This window comes from Mucilaginibacter aquaedulcis (assembly GCF_030409325.1).
Classification (GTDB): Bacteria; Bacteroidota; Bacteroidia; order Sphingobacteriales; family Sphingobacteriaceae; genus Mucilaginibacter; species Mucilaginibacter aquaedulcis.
On record NZ_JAUFPR010000003.1, the window covers coordinates 533,429 to 558,697 of the forward strand.

A 25,269-nucleotide genomic window follows, 5' to 3' on the forward strand; every position below is an offset into this window, starting at 1 on the left:
TCCCTTAAATTAATGTTGGCAAAGCATGAAAGATATCGCGCAGCGTTTCCCTGAAAATCCATTATTGTTGCCCAAGGACTTAAAGCCCAGCAGTGATGGTTTACAGATCATAAGCCTCCTGAATCCGGGCGTATTTTCCTTTGAAGATAAAATTTGGCTGCTGGTACGGGTCGCTGAAGGCGTAGCCAGGAAAGAGGGCGCGATCTTTTTCCCGGCGCTGAATGCTACCGGCAATACGGAGATCATCGAAGTACCGTTAAACGACCCGGACCTAATTGCGACAGACGCCAGGGTCATCAAATATAAGGGCCTGAATTACCTGACCACGATCTCGCATTTACGATTATTGTCAAGTGATGATGGTATTTATTTTCACGAGCCTGATTTTACGCCTTCCTTGTTTGGTAAGGGGTATTTGGAGCGGTTCGGGATTGAAGATTGCCGGGTAACGCAAATAGATGACACTTATTACCTGACTTATACGGCGGTGTCCGACAGTGGTATCGGCGTGGGTTTACAAATCACCCGCGACTGGCAGCATTTTGAATCCGGCGGCATGATCCTGCCGCCGCATAACAAGGACTGCGCGATCTTTGAAGAAAAGATCGGCGGGAAATTTTATTGCCTGCACCGGCCCAGCAGTAAGGAGATCGGCGGCAATTATATCTGGCTGGCGGAATCTTCCGACGGCCTGCAGTGGGGCAATCACAAGTGCTTGATCAAAACCCGTCCGGGGCTTTGGGACAGTTCGCGCGTCGGCGCAGGCGCGGCACCGATACGCACGGAACGCGGCTGGCTGGAGATCTATCACGGAGCCAATGCGGAACAGCAATATTGTTTAGGAGCATTTTTAATGGACCTGGAAGAACCGTCTAAAGTGATTGCGCGCACGGTTGAACCGATCATGGTGCCGACGGAGGCTTATGAATTAAGCGGTTTCTTTGGTTACGTGGTATTTACCAATGGACATGTGGTCGAAGGCGACCGTTTGACTGTTTATTATGGCGCGGCCGATGAGTTTGTTTGCGGCGCTCATTTTTCCATCAGCGAGATTCTCAGCAAGCTCGCTATTATCCAAGCCTAAGATGATCATAAATTATACTGAAGCCGGCTGGGAGATCATTACGCAACGGGCGCACGGCCAACTGGCCGCGCAGATCGCTTATCATTGGAGCCATACCATCCGGACAGAGCGCTGGCTGGAAACGCTGCTGGCTATCGCCGAACATGATGACGCGCAAGTGGAACTAGAACGGGATAACCTGCTGACGCCACAAGGCGGCCCGGTCAATTTCAAAATGAAGGTATTCGAGCAGCGGCATTGTACGCAGACAATGGATTTCGCCTTATCCAAGAGCCGCTATATTGCTTTGCTGTGTTCTATGCATTTGGATTTTATTTATGGTGCAGACTGCGCGGGTAATGCGCACGCCATCAGATTCCTTAAAACACAAAAAGCTTTACAAAAAACCTGGCGACGGGAACTGAATTTGACTATAGCGGAAGCAGAGCGGGATTACCGCCTGTTGGAATGGTGCGATGCTCTGTCACTGTTACTTTGTCAGCGGGAGAACCAGCCGGAGGCGCGGGCGGTGGAGATAAGTAACGGGCCCAATGATAAAAGCTACCAGCTGATCCAGACGGCTGCCGACACGCTGACGGTAGCACCGTGGCCTTTTGAGCTGCCCGCTTTTGAGTTGTATTACGAAACGCGCCTGATCCCGCAATTGACTTTTAAGGATGCAGCGGAATTCCGTAATGCTTTCCGGGCGGCGAAAGTCAGCGAAAAACGCTGGCAGTTTCAAAGATGAGCCTTTAAACAAAATAAAGGCCGCTTAAAATAAGCGACCCTCTCCACACATCACTCCATTTTTGTTCGTTTGCCGGCTCGCTACTGGCCGCTTAGTTTGCCTGGGTTCGGGCGATCTCGGTCAGTTTGGCATCAGCCGTTTTTTCTTCATCCAGCGTCGGTTCCAGCAGTTCTGCCACTTCGTAATAACCCAGCGTCTTGGCCAAAGCGATCATGCTACCGTATGAAGCGATCTCATAATGTTCCGCTTTCTGGCCGGCGAGAATCAGGCCGACATCGCACCGCGCGGTACATTCTTCCGTGGCATCGATGATCTCTTTGCTTCATCCAGGATTCCGGCCGCGGATTCGCATTTACGAATTTCCAGTTCCAATCTCATCCCCAAAGATCTCTTCAAGTCGGCTGCCATGGGTGCCGGTTTCTGTAAAGAGCATTTCGAAGGCGTCTTAAAATCATCCGAGATCGCAGCTTCAGAAATAGCCGGCAGCGTGTCGATTAGTTGTATGACAAACAAAACTTGCTTTATATGTGCAAAAAAAATCAGACTATGAATTTTATAATGAAGTTTAGCAGGGAAACGGCCTTTTCGAATCTGGTTGACAAAATGAATGAGGATAGTGGCATTAACAGCCATAGTCAACTGGTAATGGCAAATATTATTATACAAAAAAAATGTGGCTTCCAACGTCGATAGAAATCAATTTGCAATATATAAACTAACATGTCACGACCTTTATATATTTATATAGGTTAATATATTTATTATATGTTTAAGAATCGCAAGCGGTCAATATCGCTTACTTGTTGATCTTATCCATCATTGTATTGATAATATATTCATTAATAACTGCCTACTCCTATTTCTATAAAACCTAAATATGTTTTCGGAACAATAACATAGACTTGAGCATTGTAATTCAACTTCGCAGGTCGGTGACCAGCTTGCGGTTAACCTTCATTCATGCTGCGATCGTCGCCATCGGCGCTCTCGTTAAGCTATCTGTTATATGGCAACTGGGCCTGATCGCGATCATTGTCGTACACTATTATCTTAAATTAAATATAAAGGCGCTTTTAGATTATAAAGGAACTTTTACTTTATAAAAGTTTAAGTTTAAGCTCTAAAACTGCTTTTTTTTTAAACCAATAAATTGTATTCGAAAAAAGGGATTTCGAAAGAAAAATCGGGAAAATTAGCGAAAAGGGGCAATAGTACAAAAGACGAAAAACCTAAAGCAAGATGCTTTGGAATATGGAGCATATTTGACACAAAAACTGATGGAACAAATTTGGGTTGTCGCAGATTGTAAACGCAAGTAAGCGGTAAAGAATAATTTATCTAAATAAAATGGGATGCCAGTAATGAAACTGACATCCCCCATTTTAGCTCAACTGAAATTTAGTTCACTTGTTTCAGAAAACACTTTTAATAGCATCTAATATCTCAGAAGAGGTCATTAATTAGGGGTGAAAAAAGGGTATTTGGCGCTATGCTAACACACTTCAATTATCAATAAAACCGTTAGATGGAAAAAAAAGCAATTTTTAATTGTTATTTGTCAAATGTTGATTACAGATAACAAATGAAAAAGGGCGTTAGTTAGACGAATACCTCAATACAACAAAAATCAAGAAATCAAAACGACCTCATACTCTGGCACTTCGCTGTGTAGACAACTATATAAGTTTTAATCTAAATTCTTAATTAAAAAGGGTGTTAGAAACCACGCTAACACCCAACTAAAACCTAGGTATGGAATAACTATATCTATTACCAATTTTTCCGAAAAAGGTTTTAAAAAATAAAAATAAACTAATTGAAACAGGAATCAGCTATTAGACTAATACCTGAGTGCCCTTCTGACTTTATCATGAGTATGATTATTATCTAATATGATATTAGAGGTTTAAAAGTTAAAATAGGGAAATAATACGCTGGACTTACGTGATGTTTAACACGTTGTCAATTATCCCTGACTAGATTCCAACTTGTTTTTCAAGGGTATTTATTTAATATACTGTCTAGTAAAATATTGTTGTAGACGCATAAGTCTTTCAACTAAATTCGGTATCATCCTGTTATTTTGTAGAATTTTTTCATGCACCAGTAGCAGATGTAGCGTTTAACGGGTAGCCAGAATAGTAATGTTCTAAATAAGAAACTACGGGGAATTCTTTCTACTGAATCATTTTCACATCTCGTACATCTAACAGATTTCATATCTAAAGGTATGAAAATTAGTATGGGGTGGAACTTTAATTTCAGCGCAATAAAGTCTCTCAATTGATATTGTAAAAAAACGGTGTGGATCGCAAATAAACGTAAATACTTGTAAGCGCCCATTATCAAGCCGACGAATCATACTTACAAAGAAATCAGCAAGAGTTTAAGGAAATTCTAGGAGTTGAATAACGTCAGTATCAGAAAACCGTCTTCGACCATTATTCTGCGACAAAAAACAAAAACGGCTATAATAATACTCTGGCCAGGTACTTTGCTATTTAGTACCCGTTTTCTTGAAAATAAAGTCAAGTAATAATTTACACCCGATGACATACAAAATTTAAAATGCTTTTATCAAATAACATTTCGTTCTTTTTATTCTTGTAGATAAAATCGTTCTAAAGTGTCTCGCGTTTCCGCAATAAGAATCCACTTTGAAAGATCGCGAGAAATATCGAGTTATAATTTTTGATTAATTCTTAATTATGCTGTACATTTTTTTACTTTTTGGAGATGTTTATTTTTTCGATAAAAAAATTACTCCTAATATCACGCCAATTAATCTTGTAGTCAAAACGTTCAATGCATGAAATTATCGATAAGACCGGAGAAGCTATCACGCGTTTTTAAAAAATATCATATCGAAGGGTTACCTTTCCAGGCTTCTTTAAATGAATTTAGCGCGCCAGATGAGGGTGATCCGCATGATCATCCATTCGATTTTGTAACTCATATCTTGAGCGGCGGATATACCGAACGCATTTACACTATTGAATCTGGTGTAGTGATGATCAATGATGTCGAACGCAGTCCTGGTACATCACATTTCGTCAGGGCAACAGATATTCATCAAATCATCAATTTAAAAACAGGTCATTGCGTTACACTCATGATCCCACAATCTGGACACATCCGAGCGACCTGCTTTTACCGTTTCTCCTATGGTAAAGCTTATTATAGATTATGGAATAAGCGTAAGTTCGTTCCATTTATTTAAAATACGATAACAACAATTAAATATTAGTACTGAGGTTGGCAACAACTGTAAAATAGATTTGATTTGAACAGCACATCCAAGCTATCACCAATTGAAACATGATGATATTTTAATATTTAGGTCAGAATCCATTGGTAAAATTTAAAATACACATCCGAAAATCTATGCGGCCGCATGAATACCAAGATTGGTTTATAATTGCAAACCCCGCCCCTAAGATATCGTAAATAAAATTTGGCCGATACTAAAACTATGATTATATAAATAAAATTATTTAATTAGAAATTAATAACAAAAAGCATTAAAGTTTGTCTTTATAAGAAAAACTTTAATGGATTTAACTATAAATCAGACTTTTACAAGCAATTTTCCGAAACTCCCCAAACAGCTTATTATATTTTCGCATCTAAGATGGGATTTCGTTTATCAGCGACCGCAACACCTTGCCAGTCGGTTGTCACAACTTTCAAAACTATATTACATCGAAGAGCCGATCTTTGACGCTCATGAAGAAATTTACTTTGAAAGTGTGGTAAAAAATAAAGTAGGTGTAATGGTACCTCATTTGAAGCCTGGATTGAGTCATGGTTTTACCATTGAAGGGTTAACGCGCCTATTTAGAGAGTTTATAAAAGAATTCGATATGATTGAAACTGCTTTTTGGTATTACACTCCAATGGCTTTAGAATTCTCGGCAAACTATGAACCCCAAATGGTGATATATGATTGTATGGACGAGCTTTCAGCATTTAAATTTGCACCGGAGAATTTGCAAATTCTTGAAAAGGAGTTGCTGGAAAAAGCTGATTTGGTATTAACCGGAGGCAGATCGCTATATGAAGCAAAAAAAGAAGCCCACAATAACATCCATGCCTACCCAAGCAGTATTGATAAGGAACATTTTTTAAAAGCGCGCGAAATTTTTGAATCGCCCTCCGATCAGGTAAACGGGATTATGCCAAAATTGGGTTTCTACGGTGTAATTGATGAGCGGTTTGATATCAATTTAATTAGCGGTATTGCCGAGGCTAAACCTGATTGGCAAATTATTTTGATCGGACCAGTCGTAAAAATTGATCCTAACACTCTTCCAAATCATTCTAACATCCACTACTTGGGTCCTAAAACCTATGAACAACTGCCAGATTATATGGCCGGCTGGGACATTGCCCTAATACCGTTTTTCTTGAATGAATCAACAAGATTTATCAGCCCAACTAAGACCCCTGAATATCTGGCAGCTGGACTACCTGTAATCTCTACTCCTATCAGGGACGTAGTAAATCCCTACGGGATAAATAATCTAGTGAGTATCGGTTCAAATGCTGATGATTTTATAAAACTTGCCGAAGATATTCTGGCCGATGAACGCGCTGATGTTGACCGTTTGAGTGACGTCGATGTCTTTCTCGCACTCAATTCCTGGGACGAAACATTTGAGGGGATAAAAAATGAGATGCTTAAAGTTATCGAGCGGAAAAGTCAACTATTAGCGACGGAGCGTTATGTTTGATTACCTGATCGTCGGTGCTGGATTTGCTGGATGCGTCCTCGCCGAAAGACTGGCTGCAGTTGAGGGAAAGAAAGTTTTGATAATCGATAAACGGAATCATATTGCCGGGAACGCATATGATTTTTATGATGAAGCAGGTATCCTCATTCATAAATACGGGCCGCATATATTCCATACCAATAGCCCTGACGTATTTAATTATTTATCCAAGTTTACAGCCTGGAGAAATTATCAGCACAAGGTTCTTGCCCACACGCATGGACAGTATGTGCCTATCCCGATCAATCTCAATACCATTAATAGTTTATACGGGATGAACTTAAATTCTTCTGAGGTAAGCGATTTCTTTTCATCGTTAAAGGAAGAGGTTCCTCAGGTGAAGACTTCGGAAGATGTTGTAGTTAAGGCAGTGGGACGTGAATTGTACGAAATGTTTTTTAAAGGTTATACTAAAAAACAATGGGACCTCGATCCGTCCGAGCTCGATGCATCCGTAGCATCCCGTGTTCCTACGCGCACCAATAAGGATGACCGGTATTTTACAGATACTTATCAGGCAATGCCCCTGTACGGATATACCAAAATGTTTGAGAAAATGTTGTCGCATCCTAATATTAAAATCATGCTTAACACGGGCTATCACGAAATTATAGATGAGATCAATTTTCGGAGAATGATATTTACCGGCCCTGTAGATGAATACTTTGACTTTTGCTATGGCAAATTACCTTACCGTTCCATTGATTTTAAATTTGAAACATTAGATCAAAAAACCTACCAACGTACCGGGACGATTAATTATCCCAACGATTATGATTTCACTCGAATAACTGAGTTTAAATATCTGACCGGACAAAAGCATAAAAAAACCACCGTAGTTTATGAATTTCCTAAAAGTGACGGTGACCCTTATTATCCAATTCCAAGGCCAGAAAACAATGAGCTCTACAAGAGATATCAGGCTTTGGCCGCGCAAAGTGAAACCATATTTGTAGGCCGTTTGGCTACCTATAAATACTACAATATGGATCAGGTGGTAGCACAGGCATTATCAGTTTTCAAAAAAATAAAGCAGGGGAATGATCTAAACCTTAATCGTGGTTCAGTGATAAACATTAGTCAGGACAACGAATGAGAAATCCTTTTAAATCTTTTTGGATGGGGGGATTTGAATGCGCTGATCACCTGAACGCATTTGGAAACCGCGTTGATTTTCTTGAACTCACTAATCATTTGCGAAATATAGAAAGTGATTATAAAAACCTTGCAGAATTCGCGATTAGTACGGTCAGAGAAGGGATCAGGTGGAGCTTTGTTGAGCGGGTTCCTTATCAGTATGATTTTAATATCGTTAAAATCATGCTGCTAGAGGCTCATAAACAAGGGATTCAGCAAGTGTGGGATATCTGTCATTTTGGTTATCCTGATGACCTTACTCCGCTTCATCCGCATTTCACAGTTAGGTTTGTAGGCATTTGCAAAGCATTTGTAGAAATGTTTAAAGCTGAATACCCAGGAGAAACATTAATTGTCACGCCGATTAACGAAGTTAGTTTTATATCTTGGTTAGGTGGTGACGCCAGAGGCACTTCACCGTATGGTGTTCATTTGGGATGGGAGGTGAAGTACGCTTTAATGCGCGCGTATATTGCCGGTGTCAAAGCGATGAAAGAAATTCTGCCAGGTATTCATATCTTAACCACAGAACCTTTGGTAAACGTGATACCGCCACTTAATTGTTCAGAGGAAGAAAAAATCAGTGCACGGAATGCTCATTTAAACCAGTTCCAATCGGTTGATATATTGACGGGCATAATGTGTCCTGAGTTGGGTGGCTCCCCAGACCTTTTAGATATGCTGGGATTTAATTACTATTATAATAATCAGTGGATTGTTGGAACCGGAGATTTTCTAAAATGGGCCAATGAAGATCTTGATCCCCGCTGGAAACCTTTCAACCAACTATTAAAAGAAGCTTACGAACGGTACCATAAACCGGTAGTGCTTACGGAGACAAGCCACCCTGGAGAAGATCGACCACAATGGATTGATTTCATTGGTAAAGAGTCCAGAAAAGCGATCTCAGAGGGGCTTCCTATTTGGGGAATATGCATTTATCCGATTATAGACCGCCCGGACTGGGACGATACCCAGTATTGGCACCATAGTGGTCTGTGGGATGAGAATTTTTTGGTTTCTGGCGAAAGACGTCGGATTCTTAATCTACCTTATGCGAATGCGTTAAAACAGGCACAAAAAATAGTGCCAGGCAAGTTAAACACTGATTACTTACTTAGCTATGAAATTTGAAGATATACAATTGCCAGCTTTTACGAAAGTAATACCCGACTTTGCTCTCAATGTTTGTGTGATTGTTCCGGTTAAAGACGAAGCTTCAAACTTAAGGGCGACACTTGATTCACTGTGTACCCAACTCCATGTTAATGGAAATAGAATTGATTATCGATCGTACGAGGTTTTGTTGTTAATCAATAATAGCACTGATGACTCCTTACAAATTGCATCAGATTTTAAGCACGATCATCCCGGCTTTGGGTTGATTATTGCAGACTTAGTGTTGCCAGCCGAGTTAGCCAATATTGGCACAGTACGCAGGCTTTTGATGAATGAGGCTTACCGTCGTTTTAGTTTTTTGAAAAGGAATCACGGCATTATTGCATCCATAGATGGCGATACCGTAGCTGATAAATATTGGCTTTATCATATTAGAAAAGAAATCAAAGCAGGTAACGATGCTGTAGGTGGGCTAATTTCTATTAAGGGAAAAGCGGGGTCTGCGGACCGTGCTTATTTAAGAGATAAACAATATCGAAATTTATTGACAGAAGTTGAGCAGTTGTTATTTCCTCAAGCAAATGATCCATTGCCCCGCCATTTTCATTTTTTCGGCGCTAATATGGCGGTTACTTCAGAATACTATCATAAGTCGGGAGGCGTTCCCAATGTTGATTGTTTAGAGGATATGGCTTTTCATGCTGCGCTACTGCGTTGTGATGCACGCATTAGACGTAGCCCGCAGGTTAAGGTTGTAACCTCAACTCGATTTGATGGACGGGTGGCAGTGGGTTTTTCTGAACAGCTCAAGAAATGGTCGCAGGACACTGAAGATCGTGTACCGCAGATCGTAGAGAACAGCGAGCTACATATTTATTCTTGCTTTATCAAAAATACATTACATACGACATGGAAGAATAGAGAAGCAGGCTGCTCGTATAAGCTAATCGAAGATATAGCAACTTCTTTAGGTGTGCCCGCGGACTGGCTAAACGCGCAATTGACCACACATGAATTTTTTGGAGCTTTTTGGGAAACCACATGGCATGCGAGTACCATGCGACAACGTTATCAACCAGCATTCGAACCTATTCAGAGCGCTATAAAAAAACTGCGGAATTTTATGCAAAATCCAGTCTTCAATGCTTCTCAAATAAATCTAACCGATATTTTTCAGCACGGAAATATGTCAAGTGTCTGAAAGGCTTCTCCTTCCCGGATCTTTCCATAAAAAAATCATGTACCAGATCACCTGTTAAAGGAAAATCAGGTACATACGGCGTCCAATGCACTAGCAATAACTGCCCGTTTTCTTTAAGATGTGCAACGATTTTTTCTTGAAGTCTATCTAGATCTTTAATCGAAAAAAAGTAACCCACTTCTGACATAATGATTAAGTCAAATAACTCTTCCGGAAACGAATTGGGTACTGACATCTTTTCTATTTTAGCCTGAGGGTAATTTTGCATCCTAAATTTTGCCTGTGCAATAGGCGCATCAGCAATATCAATAGCTAAAATATTGCGGCATTTCTGAATTAATTTCTCGGTTAAAACCCCTATCGAGCAACCTATTTCTAAAGCGTTGTCATAAAATGCTCTGGGAAGAGCGGCGACGGTGGTGTCATATTTATCGCGTTCGTAACTACTGGTGGCCAGATCCCAGGGATCTTCCTTTTGGAGATATACTTCGTCAAAATAATCCGCTGGTAATGATTGTTCCTTGTTTTCCATTGATGCATTTGTCTTAATAAAATATTCTTTGGGATTATTGAAATGATCCAGCATTTCGGACGACAACACAAATCCGTTCTCATCATCATTGATCAAATTAGTAGTTTGTGATGTATGTGCTAATATGGCTTTGGATTTTGTGTCTAAAGATGGCTCGATGTCTATAGAAAATAATTCTCCCTCATGATCCAGCGGCATGTCTTGGGCTGACGCCCTCTCATATAACCATATGAAATATTCGAATAGCTGAGGTGTAAAATCCGTCAATCTTAAAGCAGACGTAACAAGATCCCACGTAGCGCGATGATCAGGGTGAGGGTCTCTTCGCCAGGGTAGCAATATAGTTGCCGGCTTGATGGTCATTAACAAATCAAACGTTTGTGATTTACACCTCTCAAAATCAGGTTGTGATTTACCTGGTAGATTCCCATCAGGTAAATTCATAAAATGAATACCCGGCTGTTTAACACCCAAAATTGAAAGAGCCGATAAGGCTTCATGTTGTCTCAGTTTGACAAGTTTTTCAAAAGGATATTTTTGAGATCCCGGATGAGACTGGCTTCCATCGGTTATGAAAATTACCTCGACATTATAACCCGCTTTTATCGCCTGCGCAATAGTTCCGCCGCATCCTAATGATTCATCGTCCTGATGAGGTGCAACAACTAGCAGCGTTCCGAGGTTAGGTATACAATCAATAGAACAGTGATTCGCATTTTTAAAATTTTCATTCATCTTCTAATTTCCATAAATTGATAATTTCCTTTTGCTTAAAGGCATAGTTGCCTACATCGGTTAATACAGCGTCAGGCCCAGGCTGTCTCAAATAAGTGGTTAGATCGCGATGTAACTGTTCCAATGGGCTGGATTGCAAAAAAGCTTGCGAACCAATGCTTCTTTCACCCAGTTGCATAACTCTAAGACATATGTCTTCTATTACCGACCTAGTCATATTGGCATAAGCTACAAGTTTACCTGGGTCGGAATCATCGTTGGAAAGTTCATCCGCTAGGAGCGCAGCTTTCGAGATCCACAAATTACCGGTCTCCACCAGGTACGTTATTTCTGCGACACGGGATTGTTGGAACGGGTAATTGGTACGTTCTGAACTTTTCAATATTTTATGAACCTCACTAAATATGGCTTCGGCACCACCAAGTTGTACCGCAGCAAAACGTATCGCGCCGCCACTAAAAAGAGGCTGCTGGTAATAATCACCCGGTTGACCAAGTAGATCTTCGCTATATACCACCATATCGGTAAAAGTCATGCGATAACTTACAGACGCTTTCATCCCCAATGGATGCCAAAATTCCGGGTCACATTTAATTAAATTTTTTTTTTCTTGAGACAAAAGGATCATTTGCCATCCTTGTTTAGGCGATCCGGTCCATTCTCCCGTTATTATTGGTCTTTGAATGTAGTTCGCGCCGGAGCAAAATATTTTAGATCCTTTAAGCTTATAAGTACCATCTCCCTGGTCAATGATTTGTACCCCATCTTTGCCTTGTGTGTTCCAAACTCCAAACAGCTTTTGTTCTAATATATCGTTAGACCATTTTGTTAATTGATAGGAATTCGCAAAAGACTTTATTAACTGTACTGCATTCAGGTGGCCTTCAAATATTCTCCCGCCAGACAGATTTTTTCGTCCGATAGCTTGAAGAAGTTGTAGCAAAAAAGTGTTTGAAATATTATTGCCAGGTTTTGATATAGGTATGTCGATTTTTAATGCGTTGTTATCACGGAGAAAGGAAAAAAAAATTTCTGGAAACTGATTTTCAGCATCAGTCATGACGTAAGTTGACAGTTTAGATAAAATTTGGGCGTTATTGGACAACTTCATCATAAACATAATTTAATCTAACTCCCTAACAACTAATCAGGTTGTCACGATATTTACTTTTTGGATTCTCCGGCAATATTGATATTAATATATTTTTGACATTTCGACAACTTTATCAATACTAATTGCAATCTGGTCAACTTGTGACCGTCTCTGCTCTACAGTCTGCTGTAGTTTAGCCCCAATATATTTCTTCCATGACCTGCACGCGTCCTTATGAGCGTAATTGAGTACCAATGTTTGAATGCTTCTTTTGAGGTAAACTGCATTCGTTTATGCTCCAAGTTTACTAGTACATTAGTTTTACTCGCAATGTGCACTACATCAAAAATATCGAAGCAGCAGTCTAAGCCCTTTGATCTATCTCAATCCGCTCACCATTCGCAAAATAAAAAAATCCATCTCTTATCGTTATAAAATCAACAATTGCACCTTCGACGTCCAATTAATCTATTATTGTCTTGATAAATGCTGCATCTGATTCATCGGCCGCTACTACGAAAATCGACGAAAAGATCGCTTCATGTGAATGTGCACTTGATATCCATCAATGTCCAACGCAGATCGCCTGTTGTAGTGTTACCTTCAGCAACTTCCCCACAAAATTGCCGGGCTAAAATGGTAAGGTCATTAACGTTTTGGATGGTCTCGCCTGATAATTTATCAAATACAGCCAATAGTCCGTTTTCATCTCCTTTCAGGCCTTTACCGGTTTATTAATCCGGCGGCGCGGCAATTGTTAATCTTGATGAGATCATTAATCACATCAAGTGACTTTTCTTTGCTTCATAGGTGGTTGGTAGATTATTGTTTAAGGCAAGGTACTACAAGGTTTGTAGTCTAACATATTTTTTGGATACCCTTGTAACGGCTTCTAAAAGTTCAGTGTCGTCGATTGTCAATTCATGCCATATAACGTTTTATTTCTCTTTGTAAATGACCCTTTGATTAACTTTTTTAGATTTCTTTGGCATAACTCGTTTCTCCAGTAAAAGGCTTGCTAGCTATCCGCCAGAACTATTTAAATTGCTTCTCAATCCCTTTTACATGCTGTAAGTGCCTTTTGAGCACAGGAAGTGTTTTGTCAATATACATTAACAGATCAGGGTCTTTCACCGTCGAACGCGCGTCAACAAAAAGTTTTACATCTTTCTCGTGATCCTTCACCATTTCGCTGATATAAGTTATGTCGAAGTCTTTACCTGATTTTACGGTCAAATCTTTTTTTATCTTCTGCTCATCTTCACCCGGTACCGGAGGTAGGGTGATATTCTTGGATTTGGCTAGGGCGGCCAGCTCGTTATTGGCCTTGGAATGATCTGCCACCATCATTGAACCAAATTCTTTTACCCTTGGATCCTTCGATATCTGTTCTGCAAGATGGCCAAGCTCGACTTCTGCAAGACCTCCGCTGGTGGCCGAAACGGCAAATTTGCTGTCATCTTCTGAAGCCGATGATGCGACTTTCAATGTTCCGCTGTCCGTCTTCGCTTGATTGGCACTATCGGCGACGTTCTTGCTGTCGCTATTTGTAGGGCCTTTACATCCCACAGTTGCAAAAATTGTCAGGAGGCCGAAAATAGAAAGAAATGTTTTCATAGGGTTAATGGGTAATGGTAACAAATAAGCCAAATGGCTATGACTATGCTTTATTTTCCTGATCATGGCCTTCCAGTTTTACTAGTTTATTGTAGACGCCCAATAGTAAAAATGGAGCCGCCCATTGCCCTATGAATAATGCTGTATGTTTCTTGGCCATGATTTTCAAGGTTAGTGACGCAGCCATAGAACCTAAAGCAGCCCATAAAAACAGGTCAGAGGGCAACTTAGCTGTCTGTTTTTCAATTGCGGTTGCAACTTTTCCTTCGCTTTTCAATTTTGTTTGATTTTCCATAATGATGATAGGTAATGTCTTATTACTAACAAAAACAGAATCAGATTGTTATCATTATAAGAAAATAATTATCACTTAAATAAACCCATAACAATACAGTTCAGTATTAATGCGCAGGGCTTAATAGATTATGTCTTTACCATGACTTTGCCTTTACTACCTTAAGTTGGTAAAATAGGATTGCCAAAGGTTTGTTTTGTTCGTTAGGGGTTATTGGATTAGGTTATAGTGCGGTTACAAAGGGAAGCTGGAGGTTAATTAAGATCTTGTCTTTTAGGGTTCACCTGGCCATCGATATAGGTATTAATTGCATATTGATCGGGGCTCCCTGGATGGCGGGCTTCTCAGCAGATAGAAAATCGAGAAACACAATTATAACTTCCGGATTATTGGGTCCGGCAGCGACATTCTTGACCAACACTGAACCATCTTCAGAAAGGGATGACAGTTGCTTTTTCATTTACCGCATTGACCGGCAAGAAGTTTTAAAATAATTCATGCTCCTGAGCAATACGAGCGATTCAAGAGCGATGGAGATGTATTCAGCCCTCAGAACATAACAAGGTAAAAACTATAATTTAGCTTTAAGAGTAGGCACCTGCGTGTTATTAGAATGGGCTTCAGAGGGAAAAGCAACAAAAATATGCAATGTTTTTGCTCGATGGCTTGGAATCAATAGATAAAAATCGAGAATGGTGAAACGGATCTTGGTGATTGACGATGACATGGATACATTGTCTATAATAGGTATTATTTTTTTTGAGGAAGGTTATGAGACAATTCTTTTAGATACGGAGAGGACAGCTGAAGAAAAATTAAACACCTTCAACCCGACCTTATCTTACTCGATGTAAGAATTGTTGTTATTTTAAGAATGGAGCCAAAATTTGTAAAGAAATTAAAAATGAATCTGCATTGGACACGATTCCTGTGATACTGATTTCCGCCGAAAGAGATCTTGAGGATCTAGCCAGAGCTTGCCTGGCCATGGTTTCATCCGGAAACCATTCGACTTAGATAAGCTGCTGATCACGGTGAAAATTTTTTTGAATTAGGATGAATTTTCAATGATTGGGCTCTGAGCTTGTTGCCTATTTTTTCGGCATAGAAATAACTGATACTTTCTGGGATAACATGCCACTTATTATCTTTCCAGAAAATCAAAACATTTTTTTTGCCGGGGATTAGGACTACCCATCCGGGAAAGGAGAGATTACGCACAGGTTCAACTTGCAATTTTTGGATCATCCCAGACTCTGGCTCCTTCATTCTGATGGTTATCATAAAGGTCTGATTTTTAGGATAAATTCCACTTCTGATGAAGATTTTATTACCGGCTGTTCATGTTTCGGTGGGATTGTAATTAATAAGTTGATCCTAGAGATCATGTCATCGATGTCAAATGGCTTGGCGATAAAGTCGTCACATCCATAGGTACCTTTTTGAATGCCCTTGTTGCAATAGGCCGTATAGATAATAACAGGGATAGCGGCAAATTCCAGGCTGCTTTTCAACTGGGCGCACCATTCACCACCATTTTTGCCATGAAGACCATAATCCAGCAAAATCAGCGAAGGTTGACACAATCTCACCAACCCGATGAGGTCATCTGTTGCTTCTACAATAAAAGGTTCAAAACCCTCATAATTCAAAAGCTCCTTCAGTACATCCAGTACGGCAGTGTCATCGTCCAATATGAGGATTCTTTTAACCATCAATTCATCGCACCATTTGCATAAATTTCACTCAGGTCTACCAAAATGATGGTCTCATCAACGCCCTTGGCCATTTGAAGGGGTTCTGCATCGATGCGAAAATACGTATCAAATTTTTGCGGAAGTGTTTTTAATAAGGGCCTGCGCTTAACCGGCATCAGCATGATACAAATGTCCGCATCCTCGCCCACTATGGTAGTGGTTCGCGAAAGACAATACCGGTAACCCTGATTAATCAGGATATCCAGCAGTTCAATGGTTAAGATTTTTTGCATTGCCTCAGGTTTTCGATCAAAGATACCCGGCAGTATTTTATCCTTTAGGGTAATAATACCCTTGTGCTCTGGTGGTTATTACTCCATTTAGTGGTGAGGGTTAGATAACCCCATTAAGGATGGCAAAGCGGATCAATGCAATGGTGTTTCGCGATCCGGTTCGGTCGATCAGCTGCTGACGGTGATTTTCAACTGTTCGCTTGCTGGTAAAAAGTTTATCCGCGACTTCCTGGTTGGTGAATCCTTCTGAAAGCAAGGTTAGGATCTCGATATCCAGGTCAGAAAATTCCATGTCCTGGGCGTCATCATTGATAGCTGTCTCAGGGATGGCCATTAGTCTTTTCAAAAACCGGCCGGATAATTCAGCGCATACGTACTGACCGTATTCGTGGGTATAGCAAATAGAAAATATCAGCTCCGATGCACTGATATTTTTGAGCAAATAGCCCCATGCGCCGGATTTAAATGCTTTGATCACGTATTTTTCTGTGTCCAGTGCGCTTAAAATAATGACCTTAATGTCCGGGTATTGATTCTTTAAACGCTCAGTTAATTCAATTCCGCCCATCACCGGCATATTCATATCGACCAGGATAATATCAGCTTTTATGCCTTGATTCAGTAGATGAAGAACTTCTGCACCGTTGCTCGCCTCGCCTGTAACCACAAAGGATTTTTCCTTTTCCAGCATGGCTTTGATGCCGCCTCTTACAATCAGGTGGTCATCCGCTAAAATGATATTAACAATAGAGTGTTGCATAATATTTTAGTTAGGTGTAACTTCCAGCTGGATCTTTACTTGAGTACCGAAACCGGGCTCAGAACTAATTTCAAGGTAGCCATTGTATAAACTGAGCCTGTTCCTGATACTGGTGAGTCCCGAACCGGAGGCCACGTCCTCGGGTTTCACTGAATCAAAGCCTTTGCCATTATCCGAAACCAAAATTTCTACGGACGACCTGTTCTTTTTGACTTCCAAAGTAATCAGACTGGCCTTTGAATGTTTTAGCGCGTTATTCAGTAGTTCCTGCAGGATCCGGAATATATTGGCTTCGATCGGCAGACTCAGCCTCCCGGTCAGCCGGTTTAGCTTCGTTTTGATCAGCATCCCTTCGGAGGAAAGCCGCTTGGCCATTTCTTCTATCGTTGCCTTTAAACCGAAGTCACTCAAAATTGCGGGGGCAAGTTCGAAGGAGATGTTACGCGTTTCGTCGACGGCCATATCCAGCAGCTTATAGATTTCTCGGAGCACTGTTGCCGGATCATCGGCATCTAAGACCGTGCCCAGCTTGATCCTGATACCGTACAATAGTTGGCTGACGCTATCATGCAGGGCCTCGCTAATCCGGGCCCGTTCGTTTTCTTCGGCATGTATTGTGGCCAAGGCAATATTCCGCTGCTGGTCGTGCCTGACAAGTGCGGATTCTTCCTCTAACATTCTTTTAGCAGTAATATCCATCATAATACCTACGAATCTACTAGGTTGCCCGGTTTCCAGGATCACGTGGCCCCGGATGCTGGCAAAACAGGTATCACCGCTTTGATTATGAAACCGGCAGACAATGTCAATAGGTTTTTGATTATTGAGCGCAATTCTGAATTGCTGATCAACCCCGGCCCGGTCATCCGGGTGTATCAGGCCGATAAAAGTTTGGTAGTGTCCGTCAAACTCCCCTCCGGGAATTGCGCAGGTCTGGTAGTTAAACTCATCAAGATAAAATTTCATCGTATCCAGTTCCAGCTCCCAGGTGCCGGAGGAAGATGCCTCCAGTGCCAGTTCAAGCCGCTCTTTGGTTTTAGCCAGCACTTTTTCGGCTTGTACGCGTTCCGTGATGTCGATCACGGCGATATCGCATTGCAGCGGCATGGAGCGCATGGGCGTAATGGCTATACCCTCCATATGGACATATAAATCGGCACCTTTTTTAGATCTCATTCTGATCTGGCAGCTTTGCTTTTTTTCACTGTTTAATAGCTGCCGGAAAAAGAGGTGATATGCATCCCTGTTATCCTCGGCAACGAAAACTTGCAGCATGCTGCCGATGATGTTTCCTCTACCTGTTTCCAATAGCGAAATGCCGGCGTTATTGACTTCGTTAATCGATCCTTTGCTATCGAGAATAAAATAGCCTATAGGAGCCAGGTCATAGATCCCGGAAAATTTGAGCTGTTGCAGCTCCAGTTTTTCGTTGGCGATACGGAGTTCGTCATTTTGCATTTCCAGCTCTGCCTGGTGCAGATGGAGTTCTTCCAGTAATTTTTGTAACCCCGGCTCCCTGGGGGAAATTGCTTTATTACTGGCTTTTAAATCTTTAAGTTGCAATCTGGCTTTCATAGATCTTCAGAATAAGTAATGGAGTAGTATCCGTTTGCTCAAAGAACGGGATAGCTTGCAGTCGTAATGTTTTGGCTGGTTTTCCCTTAATCGTAACGGTTGCTGAGACTTCCCTGCGTTCATGTAAAGATTGTTTTAAGATTGCTGCGGCTACTCCTGTCTTCCATTTTTTGTTCAAAAAATCATCTGCCTTCAGTCCAAGTATCTCTTGTTCCGGCAGGCCAAACAGGGCGAGGGCAGGGGTATTTGCTCCTATTATAACCATTGCTTTGTCCATTCGCAGCGTGGCTTCGGGAATCCCGTCGAGTACAGAGGCCGAATAATCTTTAAGTACCTCCAGGCTGGATTGCATTTGCTTATAGTCTGTAATGAGGGTAAGGGTAATCACTACTCCGGCGATATAATTGTCTAATGTCCGGTAGGGCATGATCCGCATCCGGTACCATTCGTTAGCCGTTGTCTGCATATCTGATGTTTTGATCGTTAGGTTGTCGATCACCTCCTGTATGTCTTTGACACTAACCGGCTGCACAAAATTAGAAACCACATGACTGATCGGTCTTCCGATGTCGCTTGGGATCAGGTTGAATAAATGCCTTACTTTCGGCGTGTACCGTACAATGTTCAGCTCGTTATCCAAAAAAAGTGTGCAGACCTCCGTCGCATCCAGCAGGTTTTTCATGTCGTTATTGAGCCGGGTGAGTTCTTCTGCTTTAGCCTGATACTGGCTGTTCACTGTCATCAATTCCTCATTCAGCGACTGCATTTCTTCTTTGGTAGTCAGCGATTCTTCATTCGTGCTCTGCAGCTCCTCATTGGTACTTTGGAGCTCCTCGTTACTCATCCTCAATTTTTCAATTGAACTTTCCATCTCTTCCACCGTGGTGATTAGTCGCTGTTTGGTGAAGACCAACTCCTTTTTCATTTCCTTTAGGGCATCACTTTCGGCAATGTCCGGTTGTATCGCGCCTTTTTTATATTTTTTGATCGACCCCTGATCTTCAAATACGACCAATATAAGAGGCGGCATGCCGGTTTCCCGCACTGCGGTAGATTTGATGTTTACGACCCTGGTTATTTTATCATCTTTGAACGAGACATTCTCGGCGATGATGATCTCATCGCGCTGAAGGGCCTGTTGTAAGCTGCTGGAAAGTGTATATTGGAGTTCTTCCCGGGCCAATTTTAGGATATTATTAATGACGGTTTCCCCGCGGGGCAGCTCCAGGTACTTACCGGTATTTCCGTTATTATAAAGTATGTCGCCCCGCTCGTTTACTAAAACCGATGGGGGGAGAAACTTTTCGATCAGTATTTTATTAAAAAGTTCGGTAACCGGACGTTTTTGTTTGGGCATAATTACTTCATCTGGTATTAGGTGTGCAGAAGGTTGCTTAACGGAATGGAACGGAAAATCAAGGATATTACCCACCGTGACCTTGCCTTCGAGCCTGCGGAATATTTTCCATTTTGGATCAACAGATCTAAACATGTCGGTAAAGCCACCAATTGTCTCTGCCGGCCCCATAAACATGATCCCGTCAGGATTAAGGGCGTAATAGAATAGCGGAATGATTTTTTTTTGCAGTTCCGGCGTAAAATAGATGAGCATATTCCGGCAGCATACCAGGTCAAGCTTAATAAAGGGAGGGTCTTTGATCAGATTCTGCTGCGCGAATACGATCAGGTCCCGCAATTCTTTTTTCACGCGGTAACGGTCGTCCTCCCGAAAGAAAAATTGTTTCAAACGTTCAGGGCTGATCTCAGCCGCGATATTCTCATGATAGAGCGCTGCGCGGGCATGGTCAAGTGCCGAGGTATCCAGATCGGTTGCGTAGATCTGGATTTTGCCAACCGGTTTTCGTTTCTGCTCATTGAGCGTCTCCATCACAAGCATGGCAACCGAGTAGGCCTCTTCGCCCGTTGAACAACCGGCAATCCAAATCCGGATAGGCTCCTCGATATTTTTACTTCGGAATAAGTCATGAAGACTATGCTTTAGCGACTCGAAAGCGGCAGCGTCCCTGAAAAATTTGGTTACCCCGATCAGCAATTCGTTGAATAATATGGTAATTTCCTCCGGGTTATCATTTAAGTAGGCCGCATACCGTGCGTAATCAGAGAACTGGTAATAAGCGACCCGCCGGTCAATCCTACGGGTGATGGTACTCTTTTTGTATAGTGCAAAATCATTGCCGGTGTGTGATCGCAACAGCATCAATATCTTTTGAAGCGCATTAACGTTCCTGGCAGAATTTCCGCTGTCTTCATTTTCTTCTTCTGCAATAACCGGATGCTTGAGGTATTGCATGATCTTTAGGGGCATGCCTTCCGGTGGAAGGACATAATCGATCAGATTCGTCCCGATTGCAGCTAAAGGCATGCTGTCATACTCAGCGGTATCTGGGTTCTGCGCAACGGTCAAACCCAGATTCTCCTTTACCATCCGGATACCGGTTTCTCCGTCAGCGCCCATTCCTGATAATATAATAGCTATCGCCTGGTTCCACTGATCATTGGCCAGGCTTTGAAAAAAATAATCGATGGGCTGTCGGATTCCATGTGGTTTTGATGCCGTAAGTAACAGGAGTTTATTGTTATGAATACCCATATCTTTATTGGCAGGAATAATATAAACGTGATCCTGTTCGACTTCCATCCCATCGGCTGCCTCGATCACAGGTATAGCCGTGTATCGCTGCATAACCTCTACCAGCTGACTCTTGTGAAGCGGGTCCAGATGCATAATGATCACGATGGCCATGCCGCTTTCAGGTGGCATCTGAGAAAAAAACTTTTCATAGGCGCTGAAAGAACCTGCGGAGCCACCAATAGCAATAATTGGGAAAGAGCGTTCCTTAGGTTTCTGATCATTATTGCGTTGCTTCTTATTCCCGGCAGTTTCGGGCCGGACTGCTGCTTTTGATTTGGCCATTTGATATGACGATTTTGCTTTCAGGGTTAAAGGTAGCTATAATCGCGTTTAATATTAATGGTTCAGAGGAAGATCCTACGAAGGTGAATCAATCGGATTAGCCTTATCGTTGGCTGATAATATCGCCCTGATCCGGCCAAGATCTTGCCCGATTTGAAGTTAAAGGTTGCGAGTTTGTCTTCAGAAACCTATGGCCGATTGTTTAGTCCATATTGATCCCGTACTTTTGGTGCATCTCTATCGCTCCCTAACACCCGGAAATGTTGCGCTACGATTTCCGTGATTTGTTTTTTGATACCTTTTTTATCTTCAAATGACCGGGTCTGAAGCCTTCCTTCCACACAAACCAATTTGCCTTTTTTTAACTTCAACGCGCCTTGTTTTGCCAAAGTACGCCACATGACGACATGATGCCATTCTAAATGTTGTGACTTTTTACCATCTTCTGATATGCTTTCCGCTGTAACCAATTCGAAACCGGTAACTGCAACGTGATCTTCCAAATAACGAAGGTTAGGGGTATTTCCTACATGACCCACTAATATGACTTTGTTGATGCCCGACATACGTATTGTTAGATGCTAATAGTGACAGAGATATTTGCCGCAATTTCCAGAAATAACCTGCGGTCGGATTTTGATTCGTCAAAACTCTTCTTTATTAACTGTCTGATAGATTCATCAGGTAATTTTGTAGCAGCTATTTCCAATAGCTTGAAAGCGGTCAATTCTACGCTTTCAATCATTGACATGTAAAATAGGATTGAAAATTCCGATTGACTTTTCCTCTCCCTGTAAAGAAAGATCGAAGAAAACCCCGACTCTAAAAAATTGATCAGGTCATTGCAGTCATTTAAAGATGGACGCGAATTCAGCAAAATAAATATATGTTCGATCCGGGCTATTTGGTTGCCAATATCTACCCAGGTCTCCATAATCGCATGCCTCATGTTCTGAAAATTTCCTTGCCGCGCCAATTTTGGTAAGCGTTCATGAAGATGTGATTTTGCACAGAAAATTCGGTTGAGGTGATAGTTAAAAAAAACATCAAATTGTTCCCCTTTTATGACCGGGAAAGAAATGCTCCGTATTTGTGTTGAATTTTCCATTACGCGCAGATTCGGATATATTTTTTGAATAATCTGATTCGTTTACTGCTGATCATCACCATTAGTTTCCGCATTTTTGTGAGGCAGATAATGCTGCTCGTAAAATTGCTTTTTGTTATCTTTATATTCAGCGATCGCACCCAGCCAAAACATTATTTTGATGTAATACCAGGCAAGATCTACCTGATAAGGTTTAAATCCACTTCGCGCGCTTTTGGGATACAAGTGATGATTGTTGTGCCATTCCCCGGCCACCAGGCCCGGCCAAAGTTGATTGATTGATTTATCATTTTTGTTATAATCAGTACCTTCTTTTTGTTTATCCTGGCCCTTGGCATGACCGTCGTAATTGAAAGTCCTTACCCCGATCGCCCAGAATCCCGCGGCCCCAAATAAGCTCACTGCAAGCGCTTGCCCGCCGACTAAGTAAAACACCCCATACCAGAAACTCCAGTTGAGTAGCCAGGAAAGGAGCGCCCGGTAAGGATTGACATAGGAACCCCAGTGCTGATATTGGCTATAAGTATTGGCTTTTATCCCGGTGTGGGCCATCAATGATTTAACTCTGTCGTAATCTGCTTGAGTTAAATCCTTGGCGATTGGCTGGTGATTGACGTCAGCCAAAAAACAATAAAGGAAACCGGCCTGGGCATTATAAGGGTCGCCGGGCTGGTCTGATTTAGAATGATGGACATGATGGGAAATGGCGTAAATTTCTTCTGGGATCACATTAATGGTCAGGTTTTGTGTAACAAACCGCCAGAAATTATTGCGGAATTTATAGGCGCCATGCGTGCAGTACCGGTGATGCCAGATTGTTCCATGAGTTCCCATGATAATCATGCCGTATATGAATGCTGCGAGGACAGTCCACCAGCTTAAATAAAAAATAAGAAATAGTATAAAAAAACTACTCAGGCAAAATACTTTTAACCAACTGAATACCGAAAGCCAATTTTTTCGTGATTTGATCACATTTAACCGGGAGAAAAATTCCTTTAGAATCTTAATCGTAGTGGGCTTAATGAGCACTCCCGCATCATCTTTCCATCCGTATGATGGCTTTTGCAAAACATAATCTAAAAATGGCATTTCTCTTTGTCTAATGAAGGCCAGCGACAGTAAGCCTCTTGCCTTAAAGTTCGTATATAAGATTTTACTTTTCGTGCTGAAAAACACATTCAGGTAGGGGACAAATACTCGATTTCTTCAAAAGCAAATCGCTTATGATTGATAACCTAACACTAAGCTCGCTTGCATGATGACCCTTTTAAAAACTTTATACGCAATTCAAAACAAAGTAAATGTCACCTAATAAAAGAGTAAAAACACCCGGCCTGAGCGATATCGCCTCTTTATCTTTATCCAAGGCTTTTAACACTACAGTTTATAGGGTTACCAGCGCAGCGAGTGTTATGATAACCTGTTCGTCAATCCCTGCAACCCCGGTGTTGATTTCCGGGGTTGTTTTTTCGCTCCGACTTCAAACGTAAAAAGCGCAGCATCACAGGAAAGGAAAGGCGGTCTCTTTTCACATCAAACATTATAACCCGTCATGGAAAATCTACAAAAATTTCAGGATGAACTAAAACAAGAAGTTTGCGACGTCCATCTTTGCTCGCCGTCTTTCAAGTTGAATAATGATCGCTTTGAACTTGAATGCTGCTGCATTGAATTTAAGATAAGGTGTTATGCTATGATCGTTAAAGCACTGTCCAATGGTATTTCTGCACAGCCGGTGAGGAATTTACGGGTGGTCTACAGAAAAGATCAAAATCGTGCGGATGGTAGCTAACCTTTACAGAGGGGAATGCATCAGCTTGCGCATAATGGAGGTAAGCATCTTTTTAAGTGGCCATAGTACAAGAATTTACGGTGATCCGCCGAAGATAAGATCATGAGTACAATATTGCTTTCGTAAACTTAAAACTATAGTATCGAAAATCTCCATCTGCAGGTGGTCGGCGGTCACCATCAAACAAGCCATCGGCAAATAGTTAAATAATGGGCGATCAATTGGGATGGTTAATTCAGATCAAGTATTTTATCCCCCAAATTGAAGTAATTGTACCCAACCTGTAACTTTCCAGCTCACTACATTTACATTAAAAGTGTTCACCTATTTTACCGGATTATATCATTGCAAACCGGATAAAAAAAACGACTTTACAACGGTTACGAAGTTGCCGGGAGTGCAAAATTATCTGTATAGTTTTTATAATTCTAAAACCTCTGAGCAGCGAGTGTAAAGAGGTTTTATTTCACTCATCCATGCGCCTGGTTTATCCAGGCCACGTAAGTAAATGATTATATGTGAACAATATGATTCAAAAGCATTTACGGAGGTTGTGTTACCTTAAAAAAATGATCTATATTAAAAAGATCTGAGTTCAGTGATAGTGCTCAAATGTGATTTATCATGCTATGGTGGTAGATCGGGGCGTTGGTTGTATCGGGCCAACGCCTTTTTTTTGAACTGATATTTTTTTTAAAGTTGATCCTGCGATGCCAAATAAAAAATCGCGGAAAATCCGAAGGTGAAAAGGATATTTTCAGGCGCCAGCACGGCTCATGCAAAAAATTGAATTA

Annotated in this window: 22 protein-coding genes; 7 read left to right on the forward strand and 15 right to left on the reverse strand. The window is 41.4% G+C overall.

What is annotated here, in order from left to right; translation table 11 throughout:
• The first annotated feature begins 25 nt into the window (after nt 1-25).
• Together QWZ01_RS17530 and QWZ01_RS17535 are read left to right on the forward strand one after the other, a co-directional pair.
• Complete coding sequence (locus QWZ01_RS17530; RefSeq protein WP_290325480.1) at nt 26-1,084, forward strand: glycoside hydrolase family 130 protein; 1,059 nt, start codon at nt 26-28, stop codon at nt 1,082-1,084.
• Between the two features lies 1 nt (nt 1,085).
• Nucleotides 1,086-1,811, forward strand: coding sequence for a DUF3891 family protein (locus QWZ01_RS17535; RefSeq protein ID WP_290325482.1), 726 nt, complete (start codon nt 1,086-1,088; stop codon nt 1,809-1,811).
• A gap of 91 nt (nt 1,812-1,902) precedes the next feature.
• Here the strand turns inward: QWZ01_RS17535 and QWZ01_RS17540 are convergent, their stop codons facing one another.
• Entirely contained in the window at nt 1,903-2,124 is a 222-nt protein-coding gene (locus QWZ01_RS17540) for a YciE/YciF ferroxidase family protein (protein WP_353959420.1), read from the reverse strand.
• Complete coding sequence (locus QWZ01_RS17545; protein ID WP_290325484.1) at nt 2,076-2,444, reverse strand: hypothetical protein; 369 nt, start codon at nt 2,442-2,444, stop codon at nt 2,076-2,078. The genes QWZ01_RS17540 and QWZ01_RS17545 overlap by 49 nt, the downstream gene beginning before the upstream one ends.
• A 2,176-nt stretch (nt 2,445-4,620) precedes the next feature.
• Between QWZ01_RS17545 and QWZ01_RS17550 the strand changes: the two genes are divergently transcribed.
• The 5 genes from QWZ01_RS17550 to QWZ01_RS17570 all read left to right on the forward strand — a co-directional run bounded on the left by QWZ01_RS17550 (nt 4,621) and on the right by QWZ01_RS17570 (nt 10,040).
• Nucleotides 4,621-5,031, forward strand: coding sequence for a cupin domain-containing protein (locus tag QWZ01_RS17550; RefSeq protein ID WP_290325485.1), 411 nt, complete (start codon nt 4,621-4,623; stop codon nt 5,029-5,031).
• A gap of 331 nt (nt 5,032-5,362) precedes the next feature.
• Nucleotides 5,363-6,544 (forward strand): glycosyltransferase, encoded by a 1,182-nt coding sequence (locus tag QWZ01_RS17555; protein ID WP_290325486.1) that lies wholly within the window; start codon nt 5,363-5,365, stop codon nt 6,542-6,544.
• On the forward strand, nt 6,537-7,679 hold the full coding sequence (gene glf, locus QWZ01_RS17560) for a UDP-galactopyranose mutase (RefSeq protein ID WP_290325487.1): 1,143 nt from the start codon (nt 6,537-6,539) through the stop codon (nt 7,677-7,679). Before QWZ01_RS17555 ends, glf begins: the two co-directional genes overlap by 8 nt.
• Nucleotides 7,676-8,854 carry a glycoside hydrolase family 1 protein gene (locus tag QWZ01_RS17565; protein WP_290325489.1) on the forward strand — a complete coding sequence of 393 codons (1,179 nt, stop codon included), beginning with the start codon at nt 7,676-7,678 and terminating at the stop codon, nt 8,852-8,854. The genes glf and QWZ01_RS17565 overlap by 4 nt, the downstream gene beginning before the upstream one ends.
• Nucleotides 8,844-10,040 carry a glycosyltransferase family 2 protein gene (locus QWZ01_RS17570; protein WP_290325491.1) on the forward strand — a complete coding sequence of 399 codons (1,197 nt, stop codon included), beginning with the start codon at nt 8,844-8,846 and terminating at the stop codon, nt 10,038-10,040. The genes QWZ01_RS17565 and QWZ01_RS17570 overlap by 11 nt, the downstream gene beginning before the upstream one ends.
• Here QWZ01_RS17570 and QWZ01_RS17575 read toward each other — a convergent pair.
• From QWZ01_RS17575 to QWZ01_RS17635, 13 genes are all read right to left on the reverse strand, one after another.
• A complete protein-coding gene (locus tag QWZ01_RS17575; protein WP_290325493.1) occupies nt 9,979-11,307 on the reverse strand; it encodes a bifunctional PIG-L family deacetylase/class I SAM-dependent methyltransferase in 1,329 nt (442 codons plus the stop codon). The two genes, QWZ01_RS17570 and QWZ01_RS17575, sit on opposite strands and share 62 nt — an antisense overlap.
• Entirely contained in the window at nt 11,300-12,421 is a 1,122-nt protein-coding gene (locus tag QWZ01_RS17580) for an acyl-CoA dehydrogenase family protein (protein WP_290325495.1), read from the reverse strand. The genes QWZ01_RS17575 and QWZ01_RS17580 overlap by 8 nt, the downstream gene beginning before the upstream one ends.
• 1,014 nt (nt 12,422-13,435) lie before the next feature.
• Nucleotides 13,436-14,017 carry a DUF4142 domain-containing protein gene (locus QWZ01_RS17585; RefSeq protein WP_290325497.1) on the reverse strand — a complete coding sequence of 194 codons (582 nt, stop codon included), beginning with the start codon at nt 14,015-14,017 and terminating at the stop codon, nt 13,436-13,438.
• Between the two features lie 43 nt (nt 14,018-14,060).
• Nucleotides 14,061-14,312 carry a hypothetical protein gene (locus QWZ01_RS17590; protein ID WP_290325498.1) on the reverse strand — a complete coding sequence of 84 codons (252 nt, stop codon included), beginning with the start codon at nt 14,310-14,312 and terminating at the stop codon, nt 14,061-14,063.
• A gap of 1,029 nt (nt 14,313-15,341) precedes the next feature.
• Complete coding sequence (locus tag QWZ01_RS17595) at nt 15,342-15,596, reverse strand: hypothetical protein (RefSeq protein ID WP_290325499.1); 255 nt, start codon at nt 15,594-15,596, stop codon at nt 15,342-15,344.
• Nucleotides 15,593-16,006, reverse strand: coding sequence for a response regulator (locus QWZ01_RS17600; protein WP_290325500.1), 414 nt, complete (start codon nt 16,004-16,006; stop codon nt 15,593-15,595). Before QWZ01_RS17600 ends, QWZ01_RS17595 begins: the two co-directional genes overlap by 4 nt.
• Nucleotides 16,007-16,026: 20 nt before the next feature.
• The gene (locus QWZ01_RS17605) at nt 16,027-16,302 is read right to left on the reverse strand and encodes a hypothetical protein (RefSeq protein ID WP_290325501.1); all 276 of its coding nucleotides are present in this window, start codon (nt 16,300-16,302) and stop codon (nt 16,027-16,029) included.
• 100 nt (nt 16,303-16,402) lie between these two features.
• Nucleotides 16,403-17,062: a response regulator transcription factor gene (locus tag QWZ01_RS17610; RefSeq protein WP_290325503.1), complete on the reverse strand. Its 660-nt coding sequence runs from the start codon at nt 17,060-17,062 to the stop codon at nt 16,403-16,405.
• A gap of 6 nt (nt 17,063-17,068) precedes the next feature.
• Entirely contained in the window at nt 17,069-18,637 is a 1,569-nt protein-coding gene (locus QWZ01_RS17615) for a PAS domain-containing sensor histidine kinase (RefSeq protein ID WP_290325505.1), read from the reverse strand.
• The gene (locus QWZ01_RS17620) at nt 18,615-21,572 is read right to left on the reverse strand and encodes a CheR family methyltransferase (protein WP_290325506.1); all 2,958 of its coding nucleotides are present in this window, start codon (nt 21,570-21,572) and stop codon (nt 18,615-18,617) included. Before QWZ01_RS17620 ends, QWZ01_RS17615 begins: the two co-directional genes overlap by 23 nt.
• A gap of 188 nt (nt 21,573-21,760) precedes the next feature.
• Nucleotides 21,761-22,138 (reverse strand): single-stranded DNA-binding protein, encoded by a 378-nt coding sequence (locus QWZ01_RS17625; RefSeq protein ID WP_290325508.1) that lies wholly within the window; start codon nt 22,136-22,138, stop codon nt 21,761-21,763.
• Nucleotides 22,139-22,146: 8 nt separating this feature from the next.
• On the reverse strand, nt 22,147-22,680 hold the full coding sequence (locus tag QWZ01_RS17630; RefSeq protein WP_290325510.1) for a DUF892 family protein: 534 nt from the start codon (nt 22,678-22,680) through the stop codon (nt 22,147-22,149).
• 42 nt (nt 22,681-22,722) lie between these two features.
• Nucleotides 22,723-23,772: a fatty acid desaturase gene (locus tag QWZ01_RS17635; RefSeq protein ID WP_290325512.1), complete on the reverse strand. Its 1,050-nt coding sequence runs from the start codon at nt 23,770-23,772 to the stop codon at nt 22,723-22,725.
• Nucleotides 23,773-25,269: the final 1,497 nt, after the last annotated feature.

Excerpts from the sequence above, each read along its gene's own strand:
- QWZ01_RS17620 (WP_290325506.1), bottom strand. The coding sequence starts at position 21,572 with ATGGCCAAATCAAAAGCAGCAGTCCGGCCCGAAACTGCCGGGAATAAG.
- QWZ01_RS17585 (WP_290325497.1), bottom strand. The coding sequence starts at position 14,017 with ATGAAAACATTTCTTTCTATTTTCGGCCTCCTGACAATTTTTGCAACT.
- glf (WP_290325487.1), top strand. The coding sequence starts at position 6,537 with ATGTTTGATTACCTGATCGTCGGTGCTGGATTTGCTGGATGCGTCCTC.
- QWZ01_RS17555 (WP_290325486.1), top strand. The coding sequence starts at position 5,363 with ATGGATTTAACTATAAATCAGACTTTTACAAGCAATTTTCCGAAACTC.
- QWZ01_RS17550 (WP_290325485.1), top strand. The coding sequence starts at position 4,621 with ATGAAATTATCGATAAGACCGGAGAAGCTATCACGCGTTTTTAAAAAA.
- QWZ01_RS17580 (WP_290325495.1), bottom strand. The coding sequence starts at position 12,421 with ATGATGAAGTTGTCCAATAACGCCCAAATTTTATCTAAACTGTCAACT.
- QWZ01_RS17630 (WP_290325510.1), bottom strand. The coding sequence starts at position 22,680 with ATGGAAAATTCAACACAAATACGGAGCATTTCTTTCCCGGTCATAAAA.
- QWZ01_RS17565 (WP_290325489.1), top strand. The coding sequence starts at position 7,676 with ATGAGAAATCCTTTTAAATCTTTTTGGATGGGGGGATTTGAATGCGCT.
- QWZ01_RS17590 (WP_290325498.1), bottom strand. The coding sequence starts at position 14,312 with ATGGAAAATCAAACAAAATTGAAAAGCGAAGGAAAAGTTGCAACCGCA.
- QWZ01_RS17625 (WP_290325508.1), bottom strand. The coding sequence starts at position 22,138 with ATGTCGGGCATCAACAAAGTCATATTAGTGGGTCATGTAGGAAATACC.
- QWZ01_RS17595 (WP_290325499.1), bottom strand. The coding sequence starts at position 15,596 with ATGATAACCATCAGAATGAAGGAGCCAGAGTCTGGGATGATCCAAAAA.
- QWZ01_RS17610 (WP_290325503.1), bottom strand. The coding sequence starts at position 17,062 with ATGCAACACTCTATTGTTAATATCATTTTAGCGGATGACCACCTGATT.
- QWZ01_RS17635 (WP_290325512.1), bottom strand. The coding sequence starts at position 23,772 with ATGCCATTTTTAGATTATGTTTTGCAAAAGCCATCATACGGATGGAAA.
- QWZ01_RS17530 (WP_290325480.1), top strand. The coding sequence starts at position 26 with ATGAAAGATATCGCGCAGCGTTTCCCTGAAAATCCATTATTGTTGCCC.
- QWZ01_RS17570 (WP_290325491.1), top strand. The coding sequence starts at position 8,844 with ATGAAATTTGAAGATATACAATTGCCAGCTTTTACGAAAGTAATACCC.
- QWZ01_RS17615 (WP_290325505.1), bottom strand. The coding sequence starts at position 18,637 with ATGAAAGCCAGATTGCAACTTAAAGATTTAAAAGCCAGTAATAAAGCA.
- QWZ01_RS17575 (WP_290325493.1), bottom strand. The coding sequence starts at position 11,307 with ATGAATGAAAATTTTAAAAATGCGAATCACTGTTCTATTGATTGTATA.
- QWZ01_RS17535 (WP_290325482.1), top strand. The coding sequence starts at position 1,086 with ATGATCATAAATTATACTGAAGCCGGCTGGGAGATCATTACGCAACGG.
- QWZ01_RS17545 (WP_290325484.1), bottom strand. The coding sequence starts at position 2,444 with ATGGCTGTTAATGCCACTATCCTCATTCATTTTGTCAACCAGATTCGA.
- QWZ01_RS17605 (WP_290325501.1), bottom strand. The coding sequence starts at position 16,302 with ATGCAAAAAATCTTAACCATTGAACTGCTGGATATCCTGATTAATCAG.